21 protein-coding genes are annotated in these 19,864 nt (G+C 68.5%); 15 read left to right on the top strand and 6 right to left on the bottom strand.

Annotated elements, in window-relative coordinates; genetic code table 11:
- Positions 1–291: 291 nt before the first annotated feature.
- Complete coding sequence (locus ACWDLG_RS01635) at positions 292–681, bottom strand: DUF6223 family protein (protein ID WP_449914808.1); 390 nt, start codon at positions 679–681, stop codon at positions 292–294.
- Between the two features lie 461 nt (positions 682–1,142).
- Here ACWDLG_RS01635 and ACWDLG_RS01630 point away from each other — a divergent pair, with 461 nt between their 5' ends.
- On the top strand, positions 1,143–1,859 hold the full coding sequence (locus tag ACWDLG_RS01630) for a serine hydrolase domain-containing protein (protein ID WP_449914806.1): 717 nt from the start codon (positions 1,143–1,145) through the stop codon (positions 1,857–1,859).
- 32 nt (positions 1,860–1,891) lie between these two features.
- On the top strand, positions 1,892–2,404 hold the full coding sequence (locus tag ACWDLG_RS01625; protein WP_449914804.1) for a hypothetical protein: 513 nt from the start codon (positions 1,892–1,894) through the stop codon (positions 2,402–2,404).
- On the opposite strand, the gene ACWDLG_RS01620 is transcribed toward ACWDLG_RS01625, so the two are convergent.
- Positions 2,334–3,185 (bottom strand): SDR family NAD(P)-dependent oxidoreductase, encoded by an 852-nt coding sequence (locus ACWDLG_RS01620; RefSeq protein ID WP_449914802.1) that lies wholly within the window; start codon positions 3,183–3,185, stop codon positions 2,334–2,336. The genes ACWDLG_RS01625 and ACWDLG_RS01620 overlap by 71 nt on opposite strands.
- A gap of 256 nt (positions 3,186–3,441) precedes the next feature.
- Between ACWDLG_RS01620 and ACWDLG_RS01615 the strand changes: the two genes are divergently transcribed.
- The 3 genes from ACWDLG_RS01615 to ACWDLG_RS01605 all read left to right on the top strand — a co-directional run bounded on the left by ACWDLG_RS01615 (position 3,442) and on the right by ACWDLG_RS01605 (position 5,548).
- Positions 3,442–4,383, top strand: a complete 942-nt coding sequence (locus tag ACWDLG_RS01615) for an RNA polymerase sigma-70 factor (RefSeq protein ID WP_449914801.1) — start codon at positions 3,442–3,444, stop codon at positions 4,381–4,383.
- A 65-nt stretch (positions 4,384–4,448) separates the two neighbouring features.
- Positions 4,449–4,850 carry a hypothetical protein gene (locus tag ACWDLG_RS01610; RefSeq protein WP_449914798.1) on the top strand — a complete coding sequence of 134 codons (402 nt, stop codon included), beginning with the start codon at positions 4,449–4,451 and terminating at the stop codon, positions 4,848–4,850.
- Between the two features lie 368 nt (positions 4,851–5,218).
- Entirely contained in the window at positions 5,219–5,548 is a 330-nt protein-coding gene (locus ACWDLG_RS01605) for an aldo/keto reductase (protein WP_449914795.1), read from the top strand.
- Positions 5,549–5,681: 133 nt separating this feature from the next.
- Here ACWDLG_RS01605 and ACWDLG_RS01600 read toward each other — a convergent pair whose 3' ends face one another.
- Positions 5,682–6,104, bottom strand: coding sequence for a VOC family protein (locus tag ACWDLG_RS01600; RefSeq protein WP_449914793.1), 423 nt, complete (start codon positions 6,102–6,104; stop codon positions 5,682–5,684).
- 46 nt (positions 6,105–6,150) lie between these two features.
- Here ACWDLG_RS01600 and ACWDLG_RS01595 point away from each other — a divergent pair, with 46 nt between their 5' ends.
- Together ACWDLG_RS01595 and ACWDLG_RS01590 are read left to right on the top strand one after the other, a co-directional pair.
- Entirely contained in the window at positions 6,151–6,558 is a 408-nt protein-coding gene (locus ACWDLG_RS01595) for a MerR family transcriptional regulator (RefSeq protein ID WP_449914791.1), read from the top strand.
- Positions 6,559–6,592: 34 nt separating this feature from the next.
- Positions 6,593–8,152, top strand: coding sequence for an MDR family MFS transporter (locus ACWDLG_RS01590; RefSeq protein ID WP_449914789.1), 1,560 nt, complete (start codon positions 6,593–6,595; stop codon positions 8,150–8,152).
- 40 nt (positions 8,153–8,192) lie between these two features.
- Here ACWDLG_RS01590 and ACWDLG_RS01585 read toward each other — a convergent pair whose 3' ends face one another.
- Complete coding sequence (locus tag ACWDLG_RS01585) at positions 8,193–9,323, bottom strand: histidine kinase (protein WP_449914786.1); 1,131 nt, start codon at positions 9,321–9,323, stop codon at positions 8,193–8,195.
- A 135-nt stretch (positions 9,324–9,458) separates the two neighbouring features.
- Here ACWDLG_RS01585 and ACWDLG_RS01580 point away from each other — a divergent pair, with 135 nt between their 5' ends.
- Positions 9,459–10,976: an alpha/beta hydrolase gene (locus tag ACWDLG_RS01580; RefSeq protein WP_449914783.1), complete on the top strand. Its 1,518-nt coding sequence runs from the start codon at positions 9,459–9,461 to the stop codon at positions 10,974–10,976.
- Positions 10,977–11,099: 123 nt separating this feature from the next.
- Here the strand turns inward: ACWDLG_RS01580 and ACWDLG_RS01575 are convergent, their stop codons facing one another.
- A complete protein-coding gene (locus ACWDLG_RS01575; protein WP_449914781.1) occupies positions 11,100–13,004 on the bottom strand; it encodes an amino acid transporter in 1,905 nt (634 codons plus the stop codon).
- A 212-nt stretch (positions 13,005–13,216) separates the two neighbouring features.
- Here ACWDLG_RS01575 and ACWDLG_RS01570 point away from each other — a divergent pair, with 212 nt between their 5' ends.
- Entirely contained in the window at positions 13,217–13,516 is a 300-nt protein-coding gene (locus ACWDLG_RS01570) for a hypothetical protein (protein ID WP_449914780.1), read from the top strand.
- Positions 13,517–13,776: 260 nt separating this feature from the next.
- On the opposite strand, the gene ACWDLG_RS01565 is transcribed toward ACWDLG_RS01570, so the two are convergent.
- Positions 13,777–15,015 (bottom strand): helix-turn-helix transcriptional regulator, encoded by a 1,239-nt coding sequence (locus tag ACWDLG_RS01565; RefSeq protein WP_449914777.1) that lies wholly within the window; start codon positions 15,013–15,015, stop codon positions 13,777–13,779.
- A 177-nt stretch (positions 15,016–15,192) separates the two neighbouring features.
- Here ACWDLG_RS01565 and ACWDLG_RS01560 point away from each other — a divergent pair, with 177 nt between their 5' ends.
- The 6 genes from ACWDLG_RS01560 (at position 15,193) to ACWDLG_RS01535 (ending at position 19,851) form a co-directional block, all read left to right on the top strand.
- Positions 15,193–15,588: a hypothetical protein gene (locus ACWDLG_RS01560; protein WP_354923357.1), complete on the top strand. Its 396-nt coding sequence runs from the start codon at positions 15,193–15,195 to the stop codon at positions 15,586–15,588.
- A complete protein-coding gene (locus ACWDLG_RS01555; protein WP_354923354.1) occupies positions 15,585–15,758 on the top strand; it encodes a hypothetical protein in 174 nt (57 codons plus the stop codon). Before ACWDLG_RS01560 ends, ACWDLG_RS01555 begins: the two co-directional genes overlap by 4 nt.
- Before the next feature lie 541 nt (positions 15,759–16,299).
- Positions 16,300–16,572 carry a putative ATP-grasp-modified RiPP gene (gene tgmA, locus ACWDLG_RS01550; RefSeq protein WP_354923351.1) on the top strand — a complete coding sequence of 91 codons (273 nt, stop codon included), beginning with the start codon at positions 16,300–16,302 and terminating at the stop codon, positions 16,570–16,572.
- 3 nt (positions 16,573–16,575) lie between these two features.
- Positions 16,576–17,559 carry an ATP-grasp ribosomal peptide maturase gene (tgmB, locus tag ACWDLG_RS01545; protein WP_449914773.1) on the top strand — a complete coding sequence of 328 codons (984 nt, stop codon included), beginning with the start codon at positions 16,576–16,578 and terminating at the stop codon, positions 17,557–17,559.
- Positions 17,556–18,680: an ATP-grasp peptide maturase system methyltransferase gene (tgmC, locus tag ACWDLG_RS01540; RefSeq protein ID WP_449914771.1), complete on the top strand. Its 1,125-nt coding sequence runs from the start codon at positions 17,556–17,558 to the stop codon at positions 18,678–18,680. Before tgmB ends, tgmC begins: the two co-directional genes overlap by 4 nt.
- Before the next feature lie 802 nt (positions 18,681–19,482).
- Positions 19,483–19,851 carry a plasmid replication, integration and excision activator gene (locus tag ACWDLG_RS01535; protein ID WP_449914768.1) on the top strand — a complete coding sequence of 123 codons (369 nt, stop codon included), beginning with the start codon at positions 19,483–19,485 and terminating at the stop codon, positions 19,849–19,851.
- Positions 19,852–19,864 lie beyond the last annotated feature (13 nt).

Raw genomic sequence — 19,864 nt, 5'->3', positions numbered from 1 at the left:
CGCCATCGCGGTGCAGGTAGCGGGGCCGCCATCGGCCGCACCCGCCGGGTGGCCGCCTGCTTGTTCAAGGGCCCGCTGGCAGTCACCACCCTGTATCTGAAGAATGACCGCCGTATCAACGTGCTGATCAACGGGATCCGCCTGACCCACTCGGACACGTCGTTACCCCATGAGACAGGGGACTTCAGCGCCTGGTGCGGGATCGATCCTCCGAGCAGGGCGCTTGTTCGTGTGCTGATGTGACGGCGTATGACGCTGCGGTGCAGGTCATCGCGTGGTTGTTCGCTGCGGTCAACCGCTCAGCTCGGTGCGGCGGGAGCGAGCCAGAGCCAGCCCGCCGAGGACCGCACCGACCAGCCCAAGCACCAGGGCCAAGGCGCCTCCGAATACTCCATTGCCGGTGCCGAGACCACCGTCGGCGACAGCCAGATTCACCGCGCCGTTGACCGCGCCGGTCAGGCCCCCGACCAGCGCCACGATGGCTCCCTTCCGCCAACCGTCGCCGATGCCACGGCCGGAGCGCAGCGCCAGCCAGCCGATGACAACGGCGCCCAGCGCGACCAGTGCGGCCACACTGGCCCAGATTCGCTCAGGGGTCCCGAGGAAGGTATCGACACCCTGGCCCGCGCATTCTGTCGGCGTCGTACAGATCGGCGCGGCAAGCACGAACAACACGGACATGGGGTGCTCCTCTTCCTACGACTGGACGCCAGAACTATGTCCGCTGAACCCGCCGCCGGTCATCCTGCTGACGGAGGCACTTCTCCCTGCCGCAGATGTCGCACGAACTGCGAATCTACTGCGTCCGCGGTAGGCGCGGGCCCGTGCCAGTTGGTGATGGCCTGGCGCCCCACTGCGCGCGCTGTTTCACCGGCCGGGTCACACCGCGACGACGATCACCACAGCAACCAGGGATCTGCGAACAACCTGCCGTGCGGAAAACGGGCTTAGCCCGCCATGCATTGGTGACACAGCGAGAAGGCGAACCGCCTACCAGCCGTCAGGGCGAGCGCGTGGTGAACTGGGGCTGCCACCGGTTCGACGCGGCGTTCGCCGCGTAGGCTCGGCGGTTCAGGCGGTCTCTCTGGTGTATTGGCGGCATTCACCGGTGAAGATGGCGGTGAGTTCGGTATCGATGATCGATGCTACGAGATCGGCCGCTGGAACTCCGTTCACGCCGCCAGGTCACTGTTGGCCACCTGCTCAACCACACCGCCGGCATCCCGGCATCAGCCACCTTCAAGGTGACCGACTGCCTCGACCCCAGTTGCCCGCGCCCGGCCGAGCGTCTCGGCGCTCTGGACGATGTGGAGCCTCTCGGTCCTCCCGGCACCAGATACGCCTACGCCAGCGCCAACTACCTGATCCTCGCAGCCGTGGTGGAGCCCGTCACCCAACGCCCCCTCGCCGACCATCTCAGGCAAGCCGTCTTCCACCCGGCGGGCATGGACGGCGCGATCGCCGACGCGGCGTCCGCCAAGAGGCGGAACCTGCCACCGGGCCACCAACTCCTGTGGGGCATGCCGTCCGCGACCGCCGACGGGGTCGACAACCACGGCGCGGGCTACGGTTACCTGGGCGGCGACCTCGGCGACCTGGCCGCCTTCGCGACCGTCCAACTCCGTGCAGGGAAGAGCGCCAACGGTGGGAGCGTTCTCACTCCCGATCCCATCCGGCTCATGCGTCAAGAGGGTCGGCTCCAGCCCACCGGCACCGGAACCGGCTACGGGCTGGGCTGGCGGGTCGGCGGCCTGAACGCGCCGCTCGATACCGCCATCTGGCACACGGGCGCCACCCCCGGCTACTCGGCGATGCTGTTCCTGCTGCCAGAGCGCAACATCGCTCTGGTCCTCCAGTAAACCTCCACGGCATCCTCCATGACGAAGCAGTCATGGAGATCGGCTTCGATGCGGCCAGGCTGTTGGCGGGCGGCCGGCCGCCCGTCGATCACGCCGCCGCGTCCATCTACTACACGACCGTCTGGGGCACAACTGCCCTGGCCACGGCTCTGATCTTGGCGGCCGGTCGATCAGCTCTCCTCTTGCGTCGCCCAGGCGTGCCCACTGCACGGCTGCGCCGCGCCACCGTGACCGCTGCATGGTGCCTGATGGGCGCGCTGCCCCCGATCGCCATGGTTCAGCTTGTCGAGTTGCGCCAGCTGATGAGCTGGGTGCCCGATTCCTTCATCGCCTTGTGCGTCGCGGCAACCGCCGGCGCCGTGACCATTGCCCTTCGCCTTGCGCTTGCTGTCCGTGCCATGAGGCTGAACCAGACCCGCACCGACGGTGATCGCGGGCGTCCGGATGCGCCGCCTGAGCGGACGGCAGATGCATTCACCGAGCTTCCTGGTCGAGGTTGCCGTGCGCTTCCGCCGAAAGGTCCTGCCAGTCGGCCCAGGTCTTGAGCCGGTCGGCGTAGACCTGCTGGAGCATCGGGTAGAAGCCCAGGCCGAACAGCACCCGCAGGGGCGGGTTGTCGGCGTCGACGATCTTGAGCAGTGCCTGGGCTGCGGCGGCCGGGTCGCCGGCGGGCTGCTTGCCCGCGAACCCGGCCAGGCGCCGGCGGAGGCCGTCGTAGATCGGGTTGGGCTCGGCCATGTGGCCGTTGTCGAGGGGATCGGGGTTCTTGCCGGACCGGGTGGCGAAACCGCCGGGCTCGATGACGGTCACCTTGATGCCGAAGTCGGCGACCTCCTGGGCGAGGGATTCGTTCAGGGCTTCCACGGCCCACTTGGAGACGTGGTAGGCGCCGCCGAGCGGCATCGCCAGGAGACCGGCGGCCGAGGACAGCTGGATGATGTGCCCCGCGCCCTGCTCGCGCAGGTAGGGCAGTGCGGCCTGGATGACCCACACCGCGCCGAACAGGTTGGTCTCCAGCTGGTCGCGCAGGTGCTGCTCGGTCAGCTCCTCGATCGCGCCCATCTGGGCGTAGCCGGCGTTGTTCACGATGACGTCGAGCCGGCCGAAGTGCTCCTTGGCCCGCTTGACGCTGTCGAAGACGGCGGCCTTGTCGGTCACGTCCAGCTCGAGCGGGAGCACCGCCTCGCCGTAGGCGGCGACCAGGTCATCGAAGCCTGCGGTGGTGCGGGCGGTCGCGGCCACCTGGTCGCCACGCGACAGGGCGGCCTCGACGAAGTCGCGGCCGAGGCCGCGGGACGAACCGGTGACGAACCAGACCTTGCTCATGATGTCCTACCGTTCTCTCTGCGGTGGCGGTCGCGCGGCGGTCACCACGCGACGGGGCCAAGGCGATCACTCGTGACGTCGTGGTGCCGCGTGGATCGTCCGCGTGGCGTCCCGACGACCATGAGGCACCGGCGACCCGACCTTTGTGACAGCGCGGTCATGTGACGTATGCCACCGATCACGGGTGTCACACGGCGGTGAGGGCCGGTGTCTTGTGCGCGGAGCAAGGCGGAAAGCGAACAGGCAGGAGCCGGCAATGAACGAGCGCAGCGGGCCAACGGCGGGCCAGGTCGGGCCGCCCCCCGGTGACGGCCCGATGGACTCCGCCACCGAAGCCTTCGTTGCCCACCGCAACCTGCTGTTCACCGTCGCCTACGAAATGCTCGGCTCGGCGGCCGACGCCGAGGACATCCTGCAGGAAACCTGGCTGCGCTGGATCAAGGTCGACCTGGGACAGGTGTCCGACCAGCGCGCCTACCTCGTCCGGATCACCACCCGGCAGTCGCTCAACCGGCTACGCACCATGAAACGCCGCAAGGAGACGTACGTCGGCCCTTGGCTGCCCGAGCCGCTGCTCACCACACCGGACGTGGCCGAGGACGCCGAGCTCGCCGAGAGCGTGTCGATGGCGCTGATGCTCGTCCTGGAGAGCCTCTCGCCGACCGAGCGTGCCGTCTTCGTGCTGCGCGAGGTCTTCGACGTCAGCTACGAGGAGATCGCGGCCGCCGTCGACAAGAGCCCCGTGGCCGTCCGGCAGATCGCGCACCGCGCCCGCCGGCACGTCGATGCCCGCCGCCCCCGCGAGGCGGTCTCCCCGAGCCAGGCTCGGGCGGCCCTGGAGTCATTTCAGGCCGCGCTCGAGACCAGGGACCTGCAGGCCCTCCTTGATGTGCTCGCCCCCGAGGTCGTCCTGGTGAGCGACGGCGGCGGCATCAAGCGGGCCGCGCCGCGGCCGATCACCGGCGCCGGCAAGGTGGCCCGCTTCATCGTCGGCGGCCTCGGCAAGGCCCGGTTCACGCTCACCGGTGACCCCACCGTGGTCAACGGCAACCCGGCACTCATCATCCGCGTGGACGGCGAGCTCGACGGCGTCCTGGCGATGCGCGTCGAGGACGCCCGCATCACCGGCCTCTACTACGTCCGCAACCCGCAGAAGCTGACCCGCGTCGCCTCCGAGACCCCGCTCACCCTGCGATGAACAAACCGGACCACCGAAACACCACTCATCCACTGCCGCCCGCCAGCAAAGGGACACCACGCACCATGACCGGACAGACGACGGCAGCGCACGGCGGCCGCACCTTCCTGAAGATCGCGGTCGCCGTGCAGACCGTGAGCATCTTCTTCCAGGCGGCCACCGCCGGAATGCTGTTCGCGTCCCACGACACCGAGCTGCACCACATCGGATCACCCGTGATGTACGGCACGACGATGCTGTACCTGCTCGCCGCGGTCCTGGCCTGGCGCCCGGGTGGCGGCACACCCCGTCCCATCCTGTACGCCACCGGCTTCCTCGTCCTCGCGTCGGCGCAGGTCGCGCTGGGCATCGCGGGCATGACCTCGCTCCATGTCCCCCTGGGCGTCCTGATGTTCGGCCTCAGCACCTTGACCCTTGGCCAGATGCTGTCCGCCGCCTGGCGAGACCGCTCCAGCGTCCGGTCGTAGCCGCCGCCGACCCCCCGGGCCGTGCCCCCACGCCCCTCGACCCCACCACCGGCCAACCGCGTGGCGACCCCGCGGCCCTCGGTCTTGACGTGGTCGATCTCGGCCAGGCGGGCCAGTGGGCGAGCACCGGCCCTACGGCCTGAGTCTTCTTGGCGGGGCCGACCCGCGGAGCGCGCCGGCCGGGCCCCACTTGGCGCCCGGCTCACGCATCCGCGCGTTGAGGACGGAGTGGTGGCCGCCGCGGACGTAGCCGCGGCGGCCGATCTGCCAGGCGCGGTCTTGGAGGATGTTCTCTCTCCGGCTCAGCGCCCGCTCCTGAAGCCGCCGAAGAGAACGTCCAGCGTTCGTGCGCGCAGGCGGATACTCGGATGGGCCGGCTGCCGGCCTCCCCTTCGCCCATGGCCAGGGATTGGGCCGACGGCCTGCTCAACGCGAGCAACCTCGTGATCGCCGACCACGTCGTGCGGGCCGCCGCCGATCTGGGCATGTCACCGGCCGCTGTGGCTCTGGCATGGGTACGGCAGCGGCCGGGCCTCACCTCCGTCATCATCGGACCCCGCACCCTCGACCAGTTCCGCGGCTACCTCACCGGCCTGGCCCTCGACCTCCCCTCGGAAGTTCTCGGCCACCTCGACGACATCTCGCGATCCGGCGGCCCCGCGGCCGTCAACGGGATGAACACCCGGCGTACCAGCTAGTGTCTTGCGCACGCTTCCGCGGGCCACACTCGATCGCGCTTGGCAGCCGGTCCCGGTGGGGTTTCTGATCAGGGGGCGAGGATGCCGATGCCGTCCCCCGAGCAGCTTCAGCCCGAGGACGGTGAACAGGACGTCAGGCGCGGCGGGCGGTGAGCTGGAGCACGTAGCCGTCGGGGTCGGTGACGAAGGCGGTGGGCAGGCCGTTCTCGTCGGGGAACTGCATGAGCAGCGTGCCGCCGCCGCCGTGGATCTGGTCGATCAGCGTCTGGAGCGTCGCGGCGTCGGCGACGTCGAAGCCGATGTGGTCCACGCCCCCAGAGTCGCCCGCGGTCCGGGTCTTGCCGGTGGCGCGGTCGAGGTCACCGCCGGCCTGTTGCAGCGCGAGCTGGTCACCGGTACCGGGAGTGGTGAGGAAGGTGATCTCCGGGGTGACGCCGCCGATCTCCATGCCGAGGCTGCCGGTGTAGAAGCGGACCGAGCGGTCGACGTCGGCGACGACCAGGTTGACGTGGTTGAGGCCCAGGGTGCGGACGCGGTCGCGCGTTTTGTTCGTCATGCGACATATGCTGCAACTTCAAGTGCGCTTCAAGTCAAGGAGGATCATGGACGAGGGCCTGCTGGACATCGCCGAGGTCGCCAAGCGCTCGGGACTGGCGCCTTCAGCGCTGCGCTTCTACGAGCAGAAGGGCCTCATCGGCGCGACCGGCCGCAACGGGCTGCGCCGTACGTATGACCCGGCGACGGTGGACCGCCTGGCGCTGGTCACCTCCGCGCGCAACGCCGGGTTCACCCTCACGGAGATCGCCGAGCTCTTCGCCGCCAAACCGACCGACAGCGCGCTGCGCGCACGCCTCCAGGCCAAGGCGGCCGACCTGGAGGAGCGCATCGCCCAGCTCGCCCTCATGCGCGACAGCCTTCTGCATGCCTCCGTCTGCCTGCACGACCCGCTGGTCGACTGCCCGGACTTCCAGCGCTTCGTCCGCTCCGCCCGACCGCAGCCGCCCGCTTGACTTCAAGCACACTTCAAGTCGCAGGGTGGTCGGCATGACGAAGACCAACCTCGTACCCCGCAACGGGTTCGCCATGGCGGGTCTGGCCCTGGGCATGCTGCTGAGCACCCTCGACCAGACCATCGTCGCCACCGCTCTGCCCGCCATCGCCCATGATCTGGGCAGCCTGTCGGCCAGCGCATGGGTGGTCAGCGCCTACCTGCTGACCACCACCGCCACCGCTCCGCTGTACGGCAAGCTCGGCGACATGTACGGCCGGCGGCGTATGGCGCTGATCGCCATGAGCGTGTTCATCGTCTCCTCCATCCTGGCCGGACTGGCCCCCGACATGGGGACGCTCATCGCGCTGCGCGCCGTCCAGGGACTGGGCGGCGGCGGCCTGGTCGGACTGGGCAGCGCCGGCATCGCCGACCTCGTCCCGCTGCACGAACGCGGCAAGGCGCTCAGCTACAGCGGGGCCGTGTTCGCCGCCGGCAGCATCGGCGGCCCGCTGCTGGGCGGACTGTTCACCGACTACCTCGACTGGCGCTGGGTGTTCTATATCAACGTGCCGATCGGCCTGATCGCGCTGCTGCTCGTCGCGCGGTTCTTCACCGTCGCCCACAGCCCGGTCCGCGGGCGGGTCGACCTGCTCGGCGCGGCCCTGCTGGTCGGCGCGGTCACCTGCGTCATGCTCGTCACCGTCTGGGGCGGACGCGACCATGCGTGGTACTCCGCGCAGATCCTCGGCCTGCTGGCGGCTGCCGTCGTCCTGCTGGTCGCCTTCACCGCCGTGCAGCGCCGCGCGGCCAACCCCGTGCTCCCCCTCGGCCTGTTCCGCGCCCGCGCCTTCGCCGTCGCCGTTCCCGCCTCGCTGGTACTGGGCATGCTGCTGCTTGGCGCGGTGGTCTTCCTGCCGCAGTACTTCCAGGCCGTGCGCGGCATGAACGCCTCGCTGTCCGGGCTGGCGCTGACCCCGCTCATGCTCGGGGTCGTCGTCACGATGACCGCCGTCGGCCGCCGGGTGTCGGCCACTGGCCGCTACCGCGCCTTCCCCGTCGCAGGCGCCGTGCTCGCGCTGGCCGGGTTCGCCGCGCTCACCCAGCTCGACGCCCGCACCCCCGCGTGGCTGATGGCGCTGGAGATGCTGGTGCTCGGTGCCGGCATCGGCTGCGCGATCCAGCTCCTGGTCCTCATCATGCAGAACTCCGCCGAGCCGCGGTCCCTCGGCGTCGCCTCCGCGGCCGCGATGTTCTTTCGCTCCATGGGCGGCGCGCTCGGCACCGCCCTGTTCGGCACCATCCTGGTGCGCCGGCTGACCTACGAGCTGCAGCAACAGGCGCCTGCGCTTCCTGGATCAGCCGAGGAGATCGCGCGCCAGGCAATGTCCGAGGGGGCCGCGCTGCCGCCCGCCGTTCACACGACCGTCTCCCAGGCCGTCGCCGACTCGATCCACGTCGTCTACCTGTGGGCCCTGCCCTTCGCCGGGCTGTTCTTGATCCTCGCGCTCGCGCTGCCCTCGGTGCCACTGTGGACGGTGGACTTCCTGCGCAAGGTCAGGCAGGACCACGAAGCACAGCTCGCCACCACCGCGCCCCGGGCCACGACCGACTGAGCATTCAGCATCACGGAAGAGGGGACGTCGTCCTCCGCGATCACGGCCCGCACGGCACCTGGACGGCGAGCGTGGTGGGGCCGCCCGGCGGGCTGTCGAGGCGGACCGCGCCGTCCAGGGCGGCGACCCGCCGGCGTATCCCGGGGATCCCGGTGCCGCGCGCCTCATCGGCGCCGCCCCTTCCGTCGTCGGTGACCTCGATGGACAGCACGTCGTCGGCGCGCTCGATCCTGAGAGCCGCCCGCGTGGCGGCGGCGTGCTTGGTCACGTTCGTCAGCGCCTCGGCGATCACGTAGTAGGCCACCGCCTCGACGGCCGCCGGGAGCGCGCCCAGATCGGCGAGCTCGACGTGGACCGGCACGCTCGACCGGGTAGCCAGCGCCGTCAGCGCCCCCTCGAGCCCGCGGTCGGCGAGGATCGGCGGGTAGATCGTCTGGAGCACCGTCCGGAGCTCGACCATCGCCTCCTCCGCCGTCTCGTGCGCCCGCTGGAGCAGCGCCGCGACCGTGTCCGGGTCGTCGGCGAGTGACTCCCTGGCCATGCCCAGCTGCATGGCGATGGCCACCAGGCGCGCCTGCGTCCCGTCGTGCAGATCGCGTTCGATCCGCTGGAGCTCCGCGCCGTGGGCGTCGACCACGCCGACCCGGCTCCTGGTCAGCACGTCGACCCGCTCGGTGAGCCGCTCGCGGGCCGACGGCGCGAGCACCGCCAGGCACAGCCGCGCGTGGAGGCGCGCCAGTGTCGGGAGCACCCACCAGGCCGCCGCACCGAGGACGGCGATCTGAACCGAGCCCCCGACCAGCGCGGTCTGCCAATCGCCCACATGGACATCGAAGAACGACAACAGGGTGGGACGCGCGTCGGCGGGAAACGCCCACCACAATGTCGACGCCACCGCGGCGACCAGGATGTTGCCCAGGCATATCAGGGCGGCCAGCCCGAGCGGGAACCCGACGGCGACGTGCGCGAGCGCCCAGGCGAGATCCCGCCGCCCGCCCGGCCGTCCGTCGGCCGGAACGCCGAGCAGCCTGCCGGCCCGCTGATGGTGCCAGTCCGCCCAGCCCCGCGCCGCCGGCGGCGCGAGCAGCACCGGCAACGCGAGCGCCGTGACCACGGCCGTGGCCAACGTGCCCAGCAGGTAGAGCGAGCCGGAGAACGCACGGTCACGCATGCGCACCTCCTCACGACGCCGTACGGCGATCATTATCCGTCACCGGCCTCCGCCGGGCACTACAGCGGGCTGTACCAGCGCGCGTGCGGCCAGCGGTATCGTCCCGGACGTCCAGCCGAAATAGCGTCCCTGACCATGAAACCGACATGTGCGCGGATCCGCAGACGCCTGGTCCCGGTCCTCGCCCTGATCGCCCTGTCCGCCGCCATCGCGCCCCCGGCCAGAGCCGACGGCGGCCCGCTCCCACCGCTCGACTGGAAGCACTGCGCCCAGGGCTCCGACGACGCCGTCGGCAGGGAACTCGACCGGGCAGGCGCACGGTGCGCGGAGCTCACCGTCCCGCTCGACCACTCCAGGCCCGGCGGCCGCACCATCAAACTCGCGCTGTCCCGCCTCCCCGCCACCGACCGCGCCCATCGCATCGGCACCATGGTCCTCAACAGCGGCGGCCCCGGCGAGAGCACGCTGGGCATGCCGCTGCGGACGCGCGCGGCCATGAAGGACGTCGCCGCCCGTTACGACCTCGTCGGCCTGGACCCGCGCTTCGTCGGGCGCAGCACGCCGCTCGACTGCGGCTGGCCCATCGGCCTGTGGCTCCGCTCGGCCGGTCCGACCCGCGCCCGGTTCGATCAGCAGGTGGCGGTGCAGCACGACCTGGCCGAGCGCTGCGCCCGGCGCCACGCCGACGTGCTCCCGTACGCCAACACGCGCGACACGGCCCGCGACATCGACCTCGTACGCCGCGTCCTCGGGGAGCGCCGGATCTCCTTCCTCGGCTACTCCTACGGCAGCTACCTGGGCGCGGTCTACACCCAGATGTTCCCCGGCCGCACCGACCGCGTGGTCCTGGACAGCGCGGGCGACCCGAACACGTGGGGCCCCAGGGCGACGCAGGGCACCGAAGGCGAGGCGGAACGCGCGCTGCGCGGCTGGGCGGCCTGGGCTGCCGAACGTCACGGCACCTATGGCCTCGGCGCCACCCCCGCCCGCGTGCTCGCCACCGTGAACGCTGTCGTCGACGCCGCGCAGGACCGCCCGCTGCGCGTCGGACCGCACGAGGTGGACGACCAGGCGGTCCCGTACATCCTCTCCATCGGCTCCGGCGACGACCGCCCCGCGGCCCGCGCGGAGTTCACCTCCACCGTTCGGACCCTGAACGAGGCCGCGCACGGCCGCCCGGCCGACCCTGGCCCCGAACTCGCCGGATTCCTCACGTTCGTCCTGACCAGCGCCGGCTCCCCGCTCGCCGGCCCGGCCGCCGCGATCATCTGCGGAGACCGCGCCGCGCCGCGCGACCCCGACGTCTACTGGAACGACGTCCAGCGCAGCCGTGCGCGCCATCCCCTCTTCGGCCCCCTCAAGAACAACATCTGGCCCTGCGCCTTCTGGCCGAACCACCCGCGCGAGCGTCTCACCCACGTCGCCAACCCCACGCCCGCGCTGATCGTGTCCGCCACCGGCGACACCGCCACCACCTACGAGGGCAGCAAGGCCATGCACCGGGCGCTGACCGGCTCCCGCCTGCTCACCCTGCGCGGCACGACCGCCCACGGGATCTACGGTGAATACGGCAACGCCTGCGTGGACGCCAAGGTCAACGCCTACCTGGCCACCGGCACCCTCCCCGCCGCCGACCCGATCTGCCATCCCTGACCCGCCCCCAGGCCGCGACACCCCCACGCGGCCTCACGCATTGAGGACGTCTTCACCGGAACGCCAACGCGGCATGCCCCAGCGACCTCCACCCGGTAGCGAGGACTTCGACGGGAATCCTCGCTAGCCGACGTGGACGTGAGGGCGCCGTTCGATGTCCGGCTCGGCCTTGCGCAGCACCTCGCGAGTCAGCGGAGGCACGTCCCCGCCGCCGAAGACCAGGTAGCGCAGCATGCCCACGACCGGGTTGCCCTCGGCCCAGTGGAAGTAGATGTGCGGTACACCGCGGGTGCGATCACGCAGGTACAGCAGCAGCGCGGCCAGCGTGTTGGGCACGGCCGAGCTCTCGATCCGCAGGATCTGGTGGCCGTAGCGTTCCTCGCCCTTGACGTGCAGTTCGGTCTCGAACTCCGAGGCGTCGGGCACGGTGACCTCCACGAACAGGACCGGCTCCGAACTGCGCAGCCGGTGGTTCAGCCAGGTCTCGCGCAGCTTGTCGTTGTACTCTCTCTGGTCGCGTTTGTGGGGTTCGTTGGCGATCACGTGGATGTCACCGCAGGCCTCGTTGACGAACTGCTCGGCCAGCGGATCCAGGTGTACATCGGTGACGCGCAGCTCGGTTGAGCGGGTGGCACGGGAGATCAGCGAGGTGATGATGATCGCGGCGATGAAGAACGAGGCGATCTTGACACCGTCGGGCCGTTCGAACACATTGTCAACCAGTGTGTAGGCGAGCACGCCTGTGATCAGCCCGAAACCCGCACGGGCCGACCGCTGGCCGAGCTTGTGCGCCGACAGCGTCACCGCCGCCGCGGCCGACAGCATGAGCACCAGCACGCCGGTGGCGTACGCGCCGCCCTGAGCCTCCACGCTGGCGTCGAAGATGATCGTGATGGCGAACGCGATCGCGGAGAAGATGAGGACGAGGGGGCGTACCGCGCCGGTCCACTCCGGCGCCATGCCGTACCTGGGCAGATAGCGCGGCACCAGGTTGATCAGCCCGGCCATCGCCGAGGCGCCGGCGAACCACAGGATGGCGATGGTGCTGACGTCGTAGGCGGTGCCGAACCAGTCGCCGAGGAAACCGTGGGCGAGATAGGCGAGCGCGCGTCCGTTGGCCTTGCCGCCCGGCTGGAACTCCGCGGCGGGGATCAGCACGGTGGTGACGAAGCTGCTCAGGATCAGGAAGACGCTCATGATCAACGCGGCCGTGGTGAGCAACCGTTTGGTGCCCTTGATCCGCTGCTGGATGTCGCCCTTGACCACGGGCATCACCGCGACGCCGGTCTCGAAGCCGGACATGCCCAGCGCGAGCTTCGGCATCACCAGCAGCGACAGGCCGATCATGGCCAGGGGGCTGCTGTAGCCGGCGTTCAGCAGGTTCTGCCAGCTCACCACGACGTCCGGGTTGTCCAGCACATGCAGGATCGCCACGGTCACGACGACCGCGTTGAGCCCTAGATAGACGAAGACCAGCAGGACGGCGATGTCGATCGCCTCGGTGAACCCCATGAGGAACACCCCGCCGAGCAGGGCCAGGAGGAAGAGCGTGACCGGCACACGCTGGCCCGCAAGCCAGTGTGGCGCGAAAGGGTTCTCCAGGATGTGCGCGGTCGCGTCGGCGGCTGACAGCGTCATCGTGATGACGAAGTCGGTGGCCGCGAAGCCGAGCAGGGCGAGTACGAACAGCTTGCCCCACCACTGGGGGGCGAGCTTTTCCAGCATCGCGATCGAGCCCTGCCCGTAGGGGCTCTCCTCGGCCACCCGCCGGTAGACCGGCAGCGCCCCCAGCAGAGTCAGGCCGACCAGGAACAGCGTGGCCAGCGGCGCCAGCAGTCCGGCCGCCAGGGCGGCGATGCCGGGCTGGTAGCCCAGCGTGGAGAAATAGTCCACGCCGGTCAGGCACATCACCCGCCACCAGGGATGCTTGGCGTGCGGGCCGTGCTCGATCTGCTTGCGATCGGTCTGCAGACCCTCGAGCAGCCACGTCCGTAGCGGAGTTCCCGGTGGGGAGGCGGGTTGCCTCATCCTGACCATTTTCGGCACCCGATACATCGCTCTCAGCTGACGAATGCACACTACTTGTCGCTTCGTGCCTGTTTGTCGTGCTGAGGTGTCAAGAACGCGTCAATGGCCGAATTCGCATCGTCACGCAGAGTGACAATTCGAGGGTCTTAGGTCAGGAGCTTGGTCGAGCAGCCGACGGCGCCGGCAGTCGCACATCAAGAAGACGTCAGGCCGTGAAGGTCTCGATCGGGACGCGGGTTGCCGGCCGACGCCGCGTCGGCCGCCTCCAGGAGGCGGCAGTATTGCCGGGAAACGGAAACGAAGGCTTCGCGAGCCTGCCGGAGTACTCACATGACGCCGGGCGCCGCGCACGGGACCATTCCGTCATGACTGCAGTGGTGGAGGCCGAAGGGCTGACCAAGTACTACGGCGAACGCCGCGGTCTCGAGGACCTGACGCTCGACATCCGGCCCGGCGAGGTCTTCGGCTACCTGGGGCCCAACGGCGCGGGCAAGCCGGATATCGGATTGTGACACTTTGATGAGCCTGCGCATAGGGTCCGTCTTGCCCGGTGATACGCCTACGTGAGGGCGTTGACGAATCGTTGCGGTGGCGCTGACCTCATGGGGCAAGATCTCAAAAGGGGGGCATCACAATGGTTCCTTGATGGGGAGGGGCAGCGCCCCTGCCCCCGGTTTCCCCTCCCCGCCCCCCTTTTGCGATCTTGGAGGGGTCCCCATGAGGTTGGCTCCGAAACGATTCGGCAACACCCGTCAACGTGCATCCTTGGCTGTTAGGCGAGGAGTTGCTTCGGCCCGCACACTTCCCGGTATGCCTCACGAAGGTCTTCAGCCTCGGGGAGTTGGCGAGCCTCGATCTCTCTGATCACCTCTCGTGCTCGCCAATAGTTGGAAGGCACTAGTAGGCCGCTCGTCACAGCAGTGAGCGTTACCTCGCCTGCTTCGTCCGGTTGATCGGCGGCGAGGAGGGCCAAAGCCAGGTCAAGGCGCGCGGATACCGCTCTTCGGGGGCGTGCTGGCCCATCAACGGGAGTCTCCAGCCGCGCGAGAACTTGCCGGGCATAGCTTTCGGCAGCAGGATCTCCGAGCCAAGACAGCGTGGTGGCGATGTACGCTTCGCTTTTGGCGGGGTCGTAGCGGTAGTGGTGTTCGGGGTTATCGGGCATCGATAGCGGGGAGACCAGCCGTGCAACACGGTCGAGGGCGTCTCGTGTCTCGGGGCCAGCACCAAGGCGCGCCCACACGCGGCCTTCTTGAGCGGTTGCCTGGATGTAGGCCGAGCCAGTACGTGGAGCGATGGCCTGCGCGCCTTGCGACAGCGTCAAGGCGCGACGGTAGTCCCCTGTGGTTACCGCTTGCCATGCCTGGGTTTCCAGGCACCAAGCCGAGATCTCCGGATGCTCAGCGTGTTCCGCCATCAGCATGGCTGTCTTGAGGCGGGCTGTTGCCGCTTGGAACTGCCGGAGATCGACATGGCAGGTGGAGGCGAGCAGCGAGAGCCAGCCCCCGACGACAAGGAGGCGGCGATGCTCAGCCAGTGTCTTCTTGGCATCGAAGAGCTGTGAGACATATGCCAGGTGTCGCCTAGTCCGGGTGAGTAGCACTTCAGGCGGCGTACGCGGGTATGCCATCGCGAGTTCATCCACGACGAGTTCAAGGCGTTCGAGCGTCGCGTCCCCTACGTCGCTGGCGGCTACGCGACGGGCCAGTTCCAACGAGTCGATCTCGTCGTCAAGGTGGCTACCGTCGGGCTGCGTTTGGGCGTCCTCGTCGCCGAACAGTTCTTCTTCGTCCAAGCCGAACACCCGGCAGCAGAGAAGCGGGTAGGGGTCCTTTGGATGGTGCTTGCCCGCTTCCCAGTCTTTGATCAGCCGGGTGATCGATTCCCGAGACGGAAGACGTGTGCTCTGGTTGGCGGCATCCGCTAGGTGTTTGGCCATGTCCCGTTGAGTCCACTCCCTCTTGCGTCGTTCAGCGCGTAGCCGACTGGCCCAGCTTGGAACATCGCTCATCGCGTGCACCTCGGGGGACGTGTGGGGGGATGGCTTGTCTCCCCTAGTCTCCCTCACTCGCACTGTTGGTGGGGGGACTGACGGGGATGAGATGGAGGGCGACGCCAAAACATGGCGGGACCCGCAGGCGCTGACACGCCGTACGGGTCCCTGAACCGCACACTGGAGGTGCGATCTATGGCACAGCGTACGGCCATTCCGGCACGAGCCAATACCAGTCCCGGCAAACCTCCCGCCGCCCGGTCGGCCTACCTTCTGCAACGGGACCTGGGGGACTTCGGCATCCTCTCGGACGTGCACGTCGGCACCGGGGTCGCGCTGCTGTCTGTGTGGGTGGACCTGGTGGTCTGGGTCGAGTGCGGCTCGGAGGGGTGGCGCTTTCGCTGGTGGAGCGGCCGTGTCTCGTCTCGTAACCGGTACGTCTGGGCCTTCTGCCCGGCCGACGCACACCACACGGCGGCACGACGCATCGCCCATCGGTACCAGCAACTCCTGACAGGTCACCGGCTCTCGGAAACCATCGCCGATCTCGCCGCGACCGCCGAGACGCCCGGAAGCGGGGTGGCGCGGTGACCGGGGAGATCCCGTTCGTGCCCGGCTGTCAGGCGGCTCCTGCTGCTCCGTCGCGGGAGGTCACCGAGGAGGACCGGATGATGGCACGCCGCGTCGCGGCTGATGCGCGGCAGAGGTTGCGGCTGGTGCTGGAGCGGCTGCGCGCCGATCGGCTGGGTGCCCAGTCGTGATCACGCGGGCGAGATTACGCGCGCTGCTCGATCGGTGGAGGCTGGCGTTCGATGGGCCGCCTCCGCTGGTGGTGGGGTTCGTCATGAACGAGTTGGTTCAGCATGCGGCGCGGGTGGTCGGCTCGACCCCGGTACGGCGGGTCTGGCGGGGGGCTGCTCTATGCGGCCGGTCGGTGCTGGTCCTCCGGGCTCCCGAGATCGGGTGGCAGAGCTGGCGGCCGAACGGGCTCGCGTGCGGCGAGTGCTTGTTCCGGTCGGCGTGGGTGACATCAGCGGAGGTACCGGTGGCGGGGCCGGACGACTCCTCATAGGAGCTGGGTGGGGTGGTGCGGGTGGCTGGCTCCTGGCGCGGGAGCGGACGCCGCGTCACCTCGCCCTCAAACGGGTGCGGCAGCGTGGTTGATCTTCCGATCCTCCAGGGTGGGCCGGAAATTGCCGATCCCACGCTGCCGTGCTCACCTCTTCTCTACTTACAAGTACGCCGTTCTCTCTTCCTTTCCATGGCCACATGATTCTCCGTTCACAACAGAAGGGCTCATCAATGAACAAGGCGACCACTCTTCTCCGTCAGCCCTGGGGCTTGGGGCGTGCCACCGAACGCCTGCCCGAAGCGGCACTTCCCTACACAACAACCAGCCTCGACCCGGCGAGTCAGCTCACGGTCTTCTACGACGGCCGGGGCGGAATCGTCGATATGGGGAAGGGTTCGACCAACAGGGCGTACGCGACGATTACCAAGTCCCGGACCGGGGACGGCTCCCAGAACGCCCCGAACGTGGCCGACGACTCCAATAACGACGTCGAAAGGGACTGATTCGTGCGGTCCACCAAGGACGCCATAGTGGTGATCACTTCACCCGAGGACGTCACCGCCAATCTGGTGATCGCCTCCCTCAACGAACGCGGGGCCTGCGTCGCTCGCGTAGACCCGGCCGACGTCGGGTCTGGCCTGACGTTCGACGCCCGCCTGGGAGGCGAGCGTGCAAGCTGGTCCGGACGCCTGCGCACAACAAGCCGGGACATCGCGCTGGAAGAGGTGCGGGCGGTCTACTACCGTCGCCCGTCGCCTTGGCGATTCGAGGCACTGGAGGCGCAAGCACGCGAATTCGCCATCACCGAAGCCCGACACGGCTTGCACGGCCTGATCTCCAACCTGCCGAACTGCCGCTACGTCAACCACCCCGCCAATATCAGCAGAAGCGATTACAAACCAGCGCAATTGCAGCTCGCGGCACAGCTCGGGTTCGCCATTCCCGAGACGCTGATAACCAATGACCTGGAGGCGGCCAAAGAGTTCGCGAAAGAACACGACCCGATCGTGTACAAGTCGTTTCGCGGCATCCCGCACAAAATAGACGGCAAGGTCGCGACCATCTGGACACAAAGGGTGGACTCCGCCGACCTCGACGAGTCCATCGCTGTGACGGCCCACATGTTTCAGGCAGAGGTCCCCAAACACAGCGATGCCAGGGTGACCGTCGTCGGCTCTCACGTCTTCGCCAGCCAGATCACCAGCCCAGAGGGCATGCTTGACTGGCGGAGCGGCGACTGGGACACGCTCGCGCACACTCCCATCCGGGTACCCTCGTCGGTCGTAGCGCGCCTGCGCGCTTACCTCGACAGCTTCGGCCTGGCCTTCGGCTGCTTCGACTTCGCCCTAGAAGAAACCGCAGGAGGCGTTGAGCCGTATCGGTGGGTCTTCATCGAGTGCAACCCGAACGGCCAATGGGGCTGGCTTCCCGATGCCGAGGCGATAGCCGACGCCTTCGCTCACACCCTCCTGGAGGGATACACCGTATGAACCTGGCAGCCGAACTGCGTCACCAACTGGCCGACAAGGTCGGCTCGGTGGCCTGGCACCCGGCCGTGGAGGCGGTTCCTCGCGAACTCTTCCTCGGCCAAGCGGTCTACTGGCTTGAACCGGAGCGCGGGTGGGTCCCGGTACGCAAAGAGGAGATGACCCCCGAACAGTGGCTCACGCTGGCCTACACCGACGAGACGTGGGTCACCCAGATCGACGGGGTGATGGCGGAGGACGCCACCGGGCCGGTCGTCATCCTGCGGCCCACTTCATCGTCCACCTTCCCTGGGCTGGTTGTGCGGATGCTGGAAGCCGCCGGGATCCGGGAGGGCGACAGGGTTCTAGAGATCGGGACGGGCACCGGATACTCAACCGCGCTGATGTGTCACCGGCTGGGCCAAGAGGCGGTGACCTCCATCGAATACGATCCGGTGATCGCGGCCAGAGCCAAGGACGCCATCACGGCGGCCGGATATGCGCCAACACTCATCCAAGGCGACGGGCTTCTCGGCTACTACGCCAACGCCCCCTACGATCGGCTGATCGCGACGTGCTCAGTTCGCACGATCCCACCGGTATGGGTGAAACAGGTCCGCTCGGGCGGAACGATCACCGCGCCCATGATGGGGTGGACGGGCGGGGCGGCCTTCGCACATCTACACGTGGAGGACGATGGCTGCGCGAGCGGTCACTTCCTGAACGACGACGTCTACTTCATGACGGCCCGTCCGCACCTGCCGCCGTCACGCCCGACTCTGGAACTGGGCTTGGGAAGCGCCAGTGGCAGCACGCTCGACCCGGCCGTACTCAAGAACGACACCGCGTTGTTCGTGGCTCAGCTCGCCGTGCCCCATACACAACACGGGTGGGCGGAAGACATCCTGACGCTGCACGACGTCAGCACCGGATCTCAGGCCGACGTCCGGCCGTCCCCGACCGGTGGATGGGTGGTCCACCAACATGGACCGGCACGCCTGTGGGACGAGGTAGCCAAAGCCATCACGATCTGGCAGGAGGCAGGTCGGCCACATCAGTCCGGCTTCGGCCTCACCGTGACCCAGAACGAACAACGGGTCTGGCTCGGTGCCCCTGATGGGCCAAGCTGGAGGTTGCCCGCATAGCCAATGCAGGCAACCCGGCCCCCTCTTCGACAATTCGAGGAGGGGGCCTTACACGTCCAAGACCCACGGACTTGGGCTCGGGATCGTCTCTTCCGGGCACGGCCCCACGGCGCTTCGGACCCGTAGCGGTGTGGAGCGTGGGGGCCGGCGACATGACCGCAGGTCACCCGGAGGGCGAACGAAGTGAGTGTGGCCGGCGCGCACGCGGCGGAGAGATGATCATGAACGGTCCCGCGGCTCCTCCTAGTTGATCTTGCCGGGTCTCGGAGGTCATGCGGTGCCTGGCGGTTGCGGGCGGCCTGGCCGCTCCCGGCCGGGACCGGCCCCCAGGCCGCATGCCCGGCCGGGGAGGGCGGCCGGTTGGGCCGCCCGCGCGGGCCGCCCTTGGGCGGTCCGCCTTGATTTCTATGAGAACAATTCGGCAATGCGGACTGGGCGACATGCGATCTTGAGAGTCTCCGGCTGTGCGCTTTGTCCTGCAACCCGATGATTGCGGCGGGTGCGCTGATAGAAAAGAGTGCGTGATCACCCACTCCGGAATGATCATCTCGTGGCGGGGTGTCATCCTTCTAGCGCAGACAGGCTCCCCGCCACGGTCATCCGGATAGGTCTTTTTCGGATCGGCTGGAATAAGCCTTGAGAAAGCCGCGAATTTCGTGGAAATAATCGCAGGGTCCGGGAACTTTGGCGGTGGCTCGTTCGTTCTCTATAGGCCAGACCAATCGACCGGAGGAGGTAGTGTCACTTGCTGCAGGGGCCGATACCGGTTCCACACGAGCTAGTGTTCCCCCACGGATGTTACGTGGTCGGGGACGTGAGTCCAGTACTCGATTTCGAGGCGAGCACGCCGAGTAAGCCGGTCCCGGCTCGGGACAAGCTCACTAATGAGCTGATGTGGCAGGTCCCGGTCATGGACGGGGACCCTTCGGTGAAAGCGTCCGCTAAGTCGGTCGCTGTGAAGATTCTTTCGCCGGTTGCTCCGGTGATTCCGGAAGCTCCGGCGGCGTTGGCCGCGTTGGGGCTGGCGCTGGTGCCGGTGGAGTTCGAGGGGTTGATGGTGACCCCGTACGTGAACGCCTCCAACCGGTTGGCGTATTCGTTCAAGGCGCGGGGCCTGCGAGCGGCGGTCAGCCCGTCGAAGGCTTCGGGCGCTAAGGCCGCTACGTCGTAGCGGGCGGATTGCT

It is taken from the genome of Nonomuraea sp. NPDC003727 (assembly GCF_053586935.1).
This window is presented reverse-complemented; position numbering and strand designations above follow the sequence as displayed.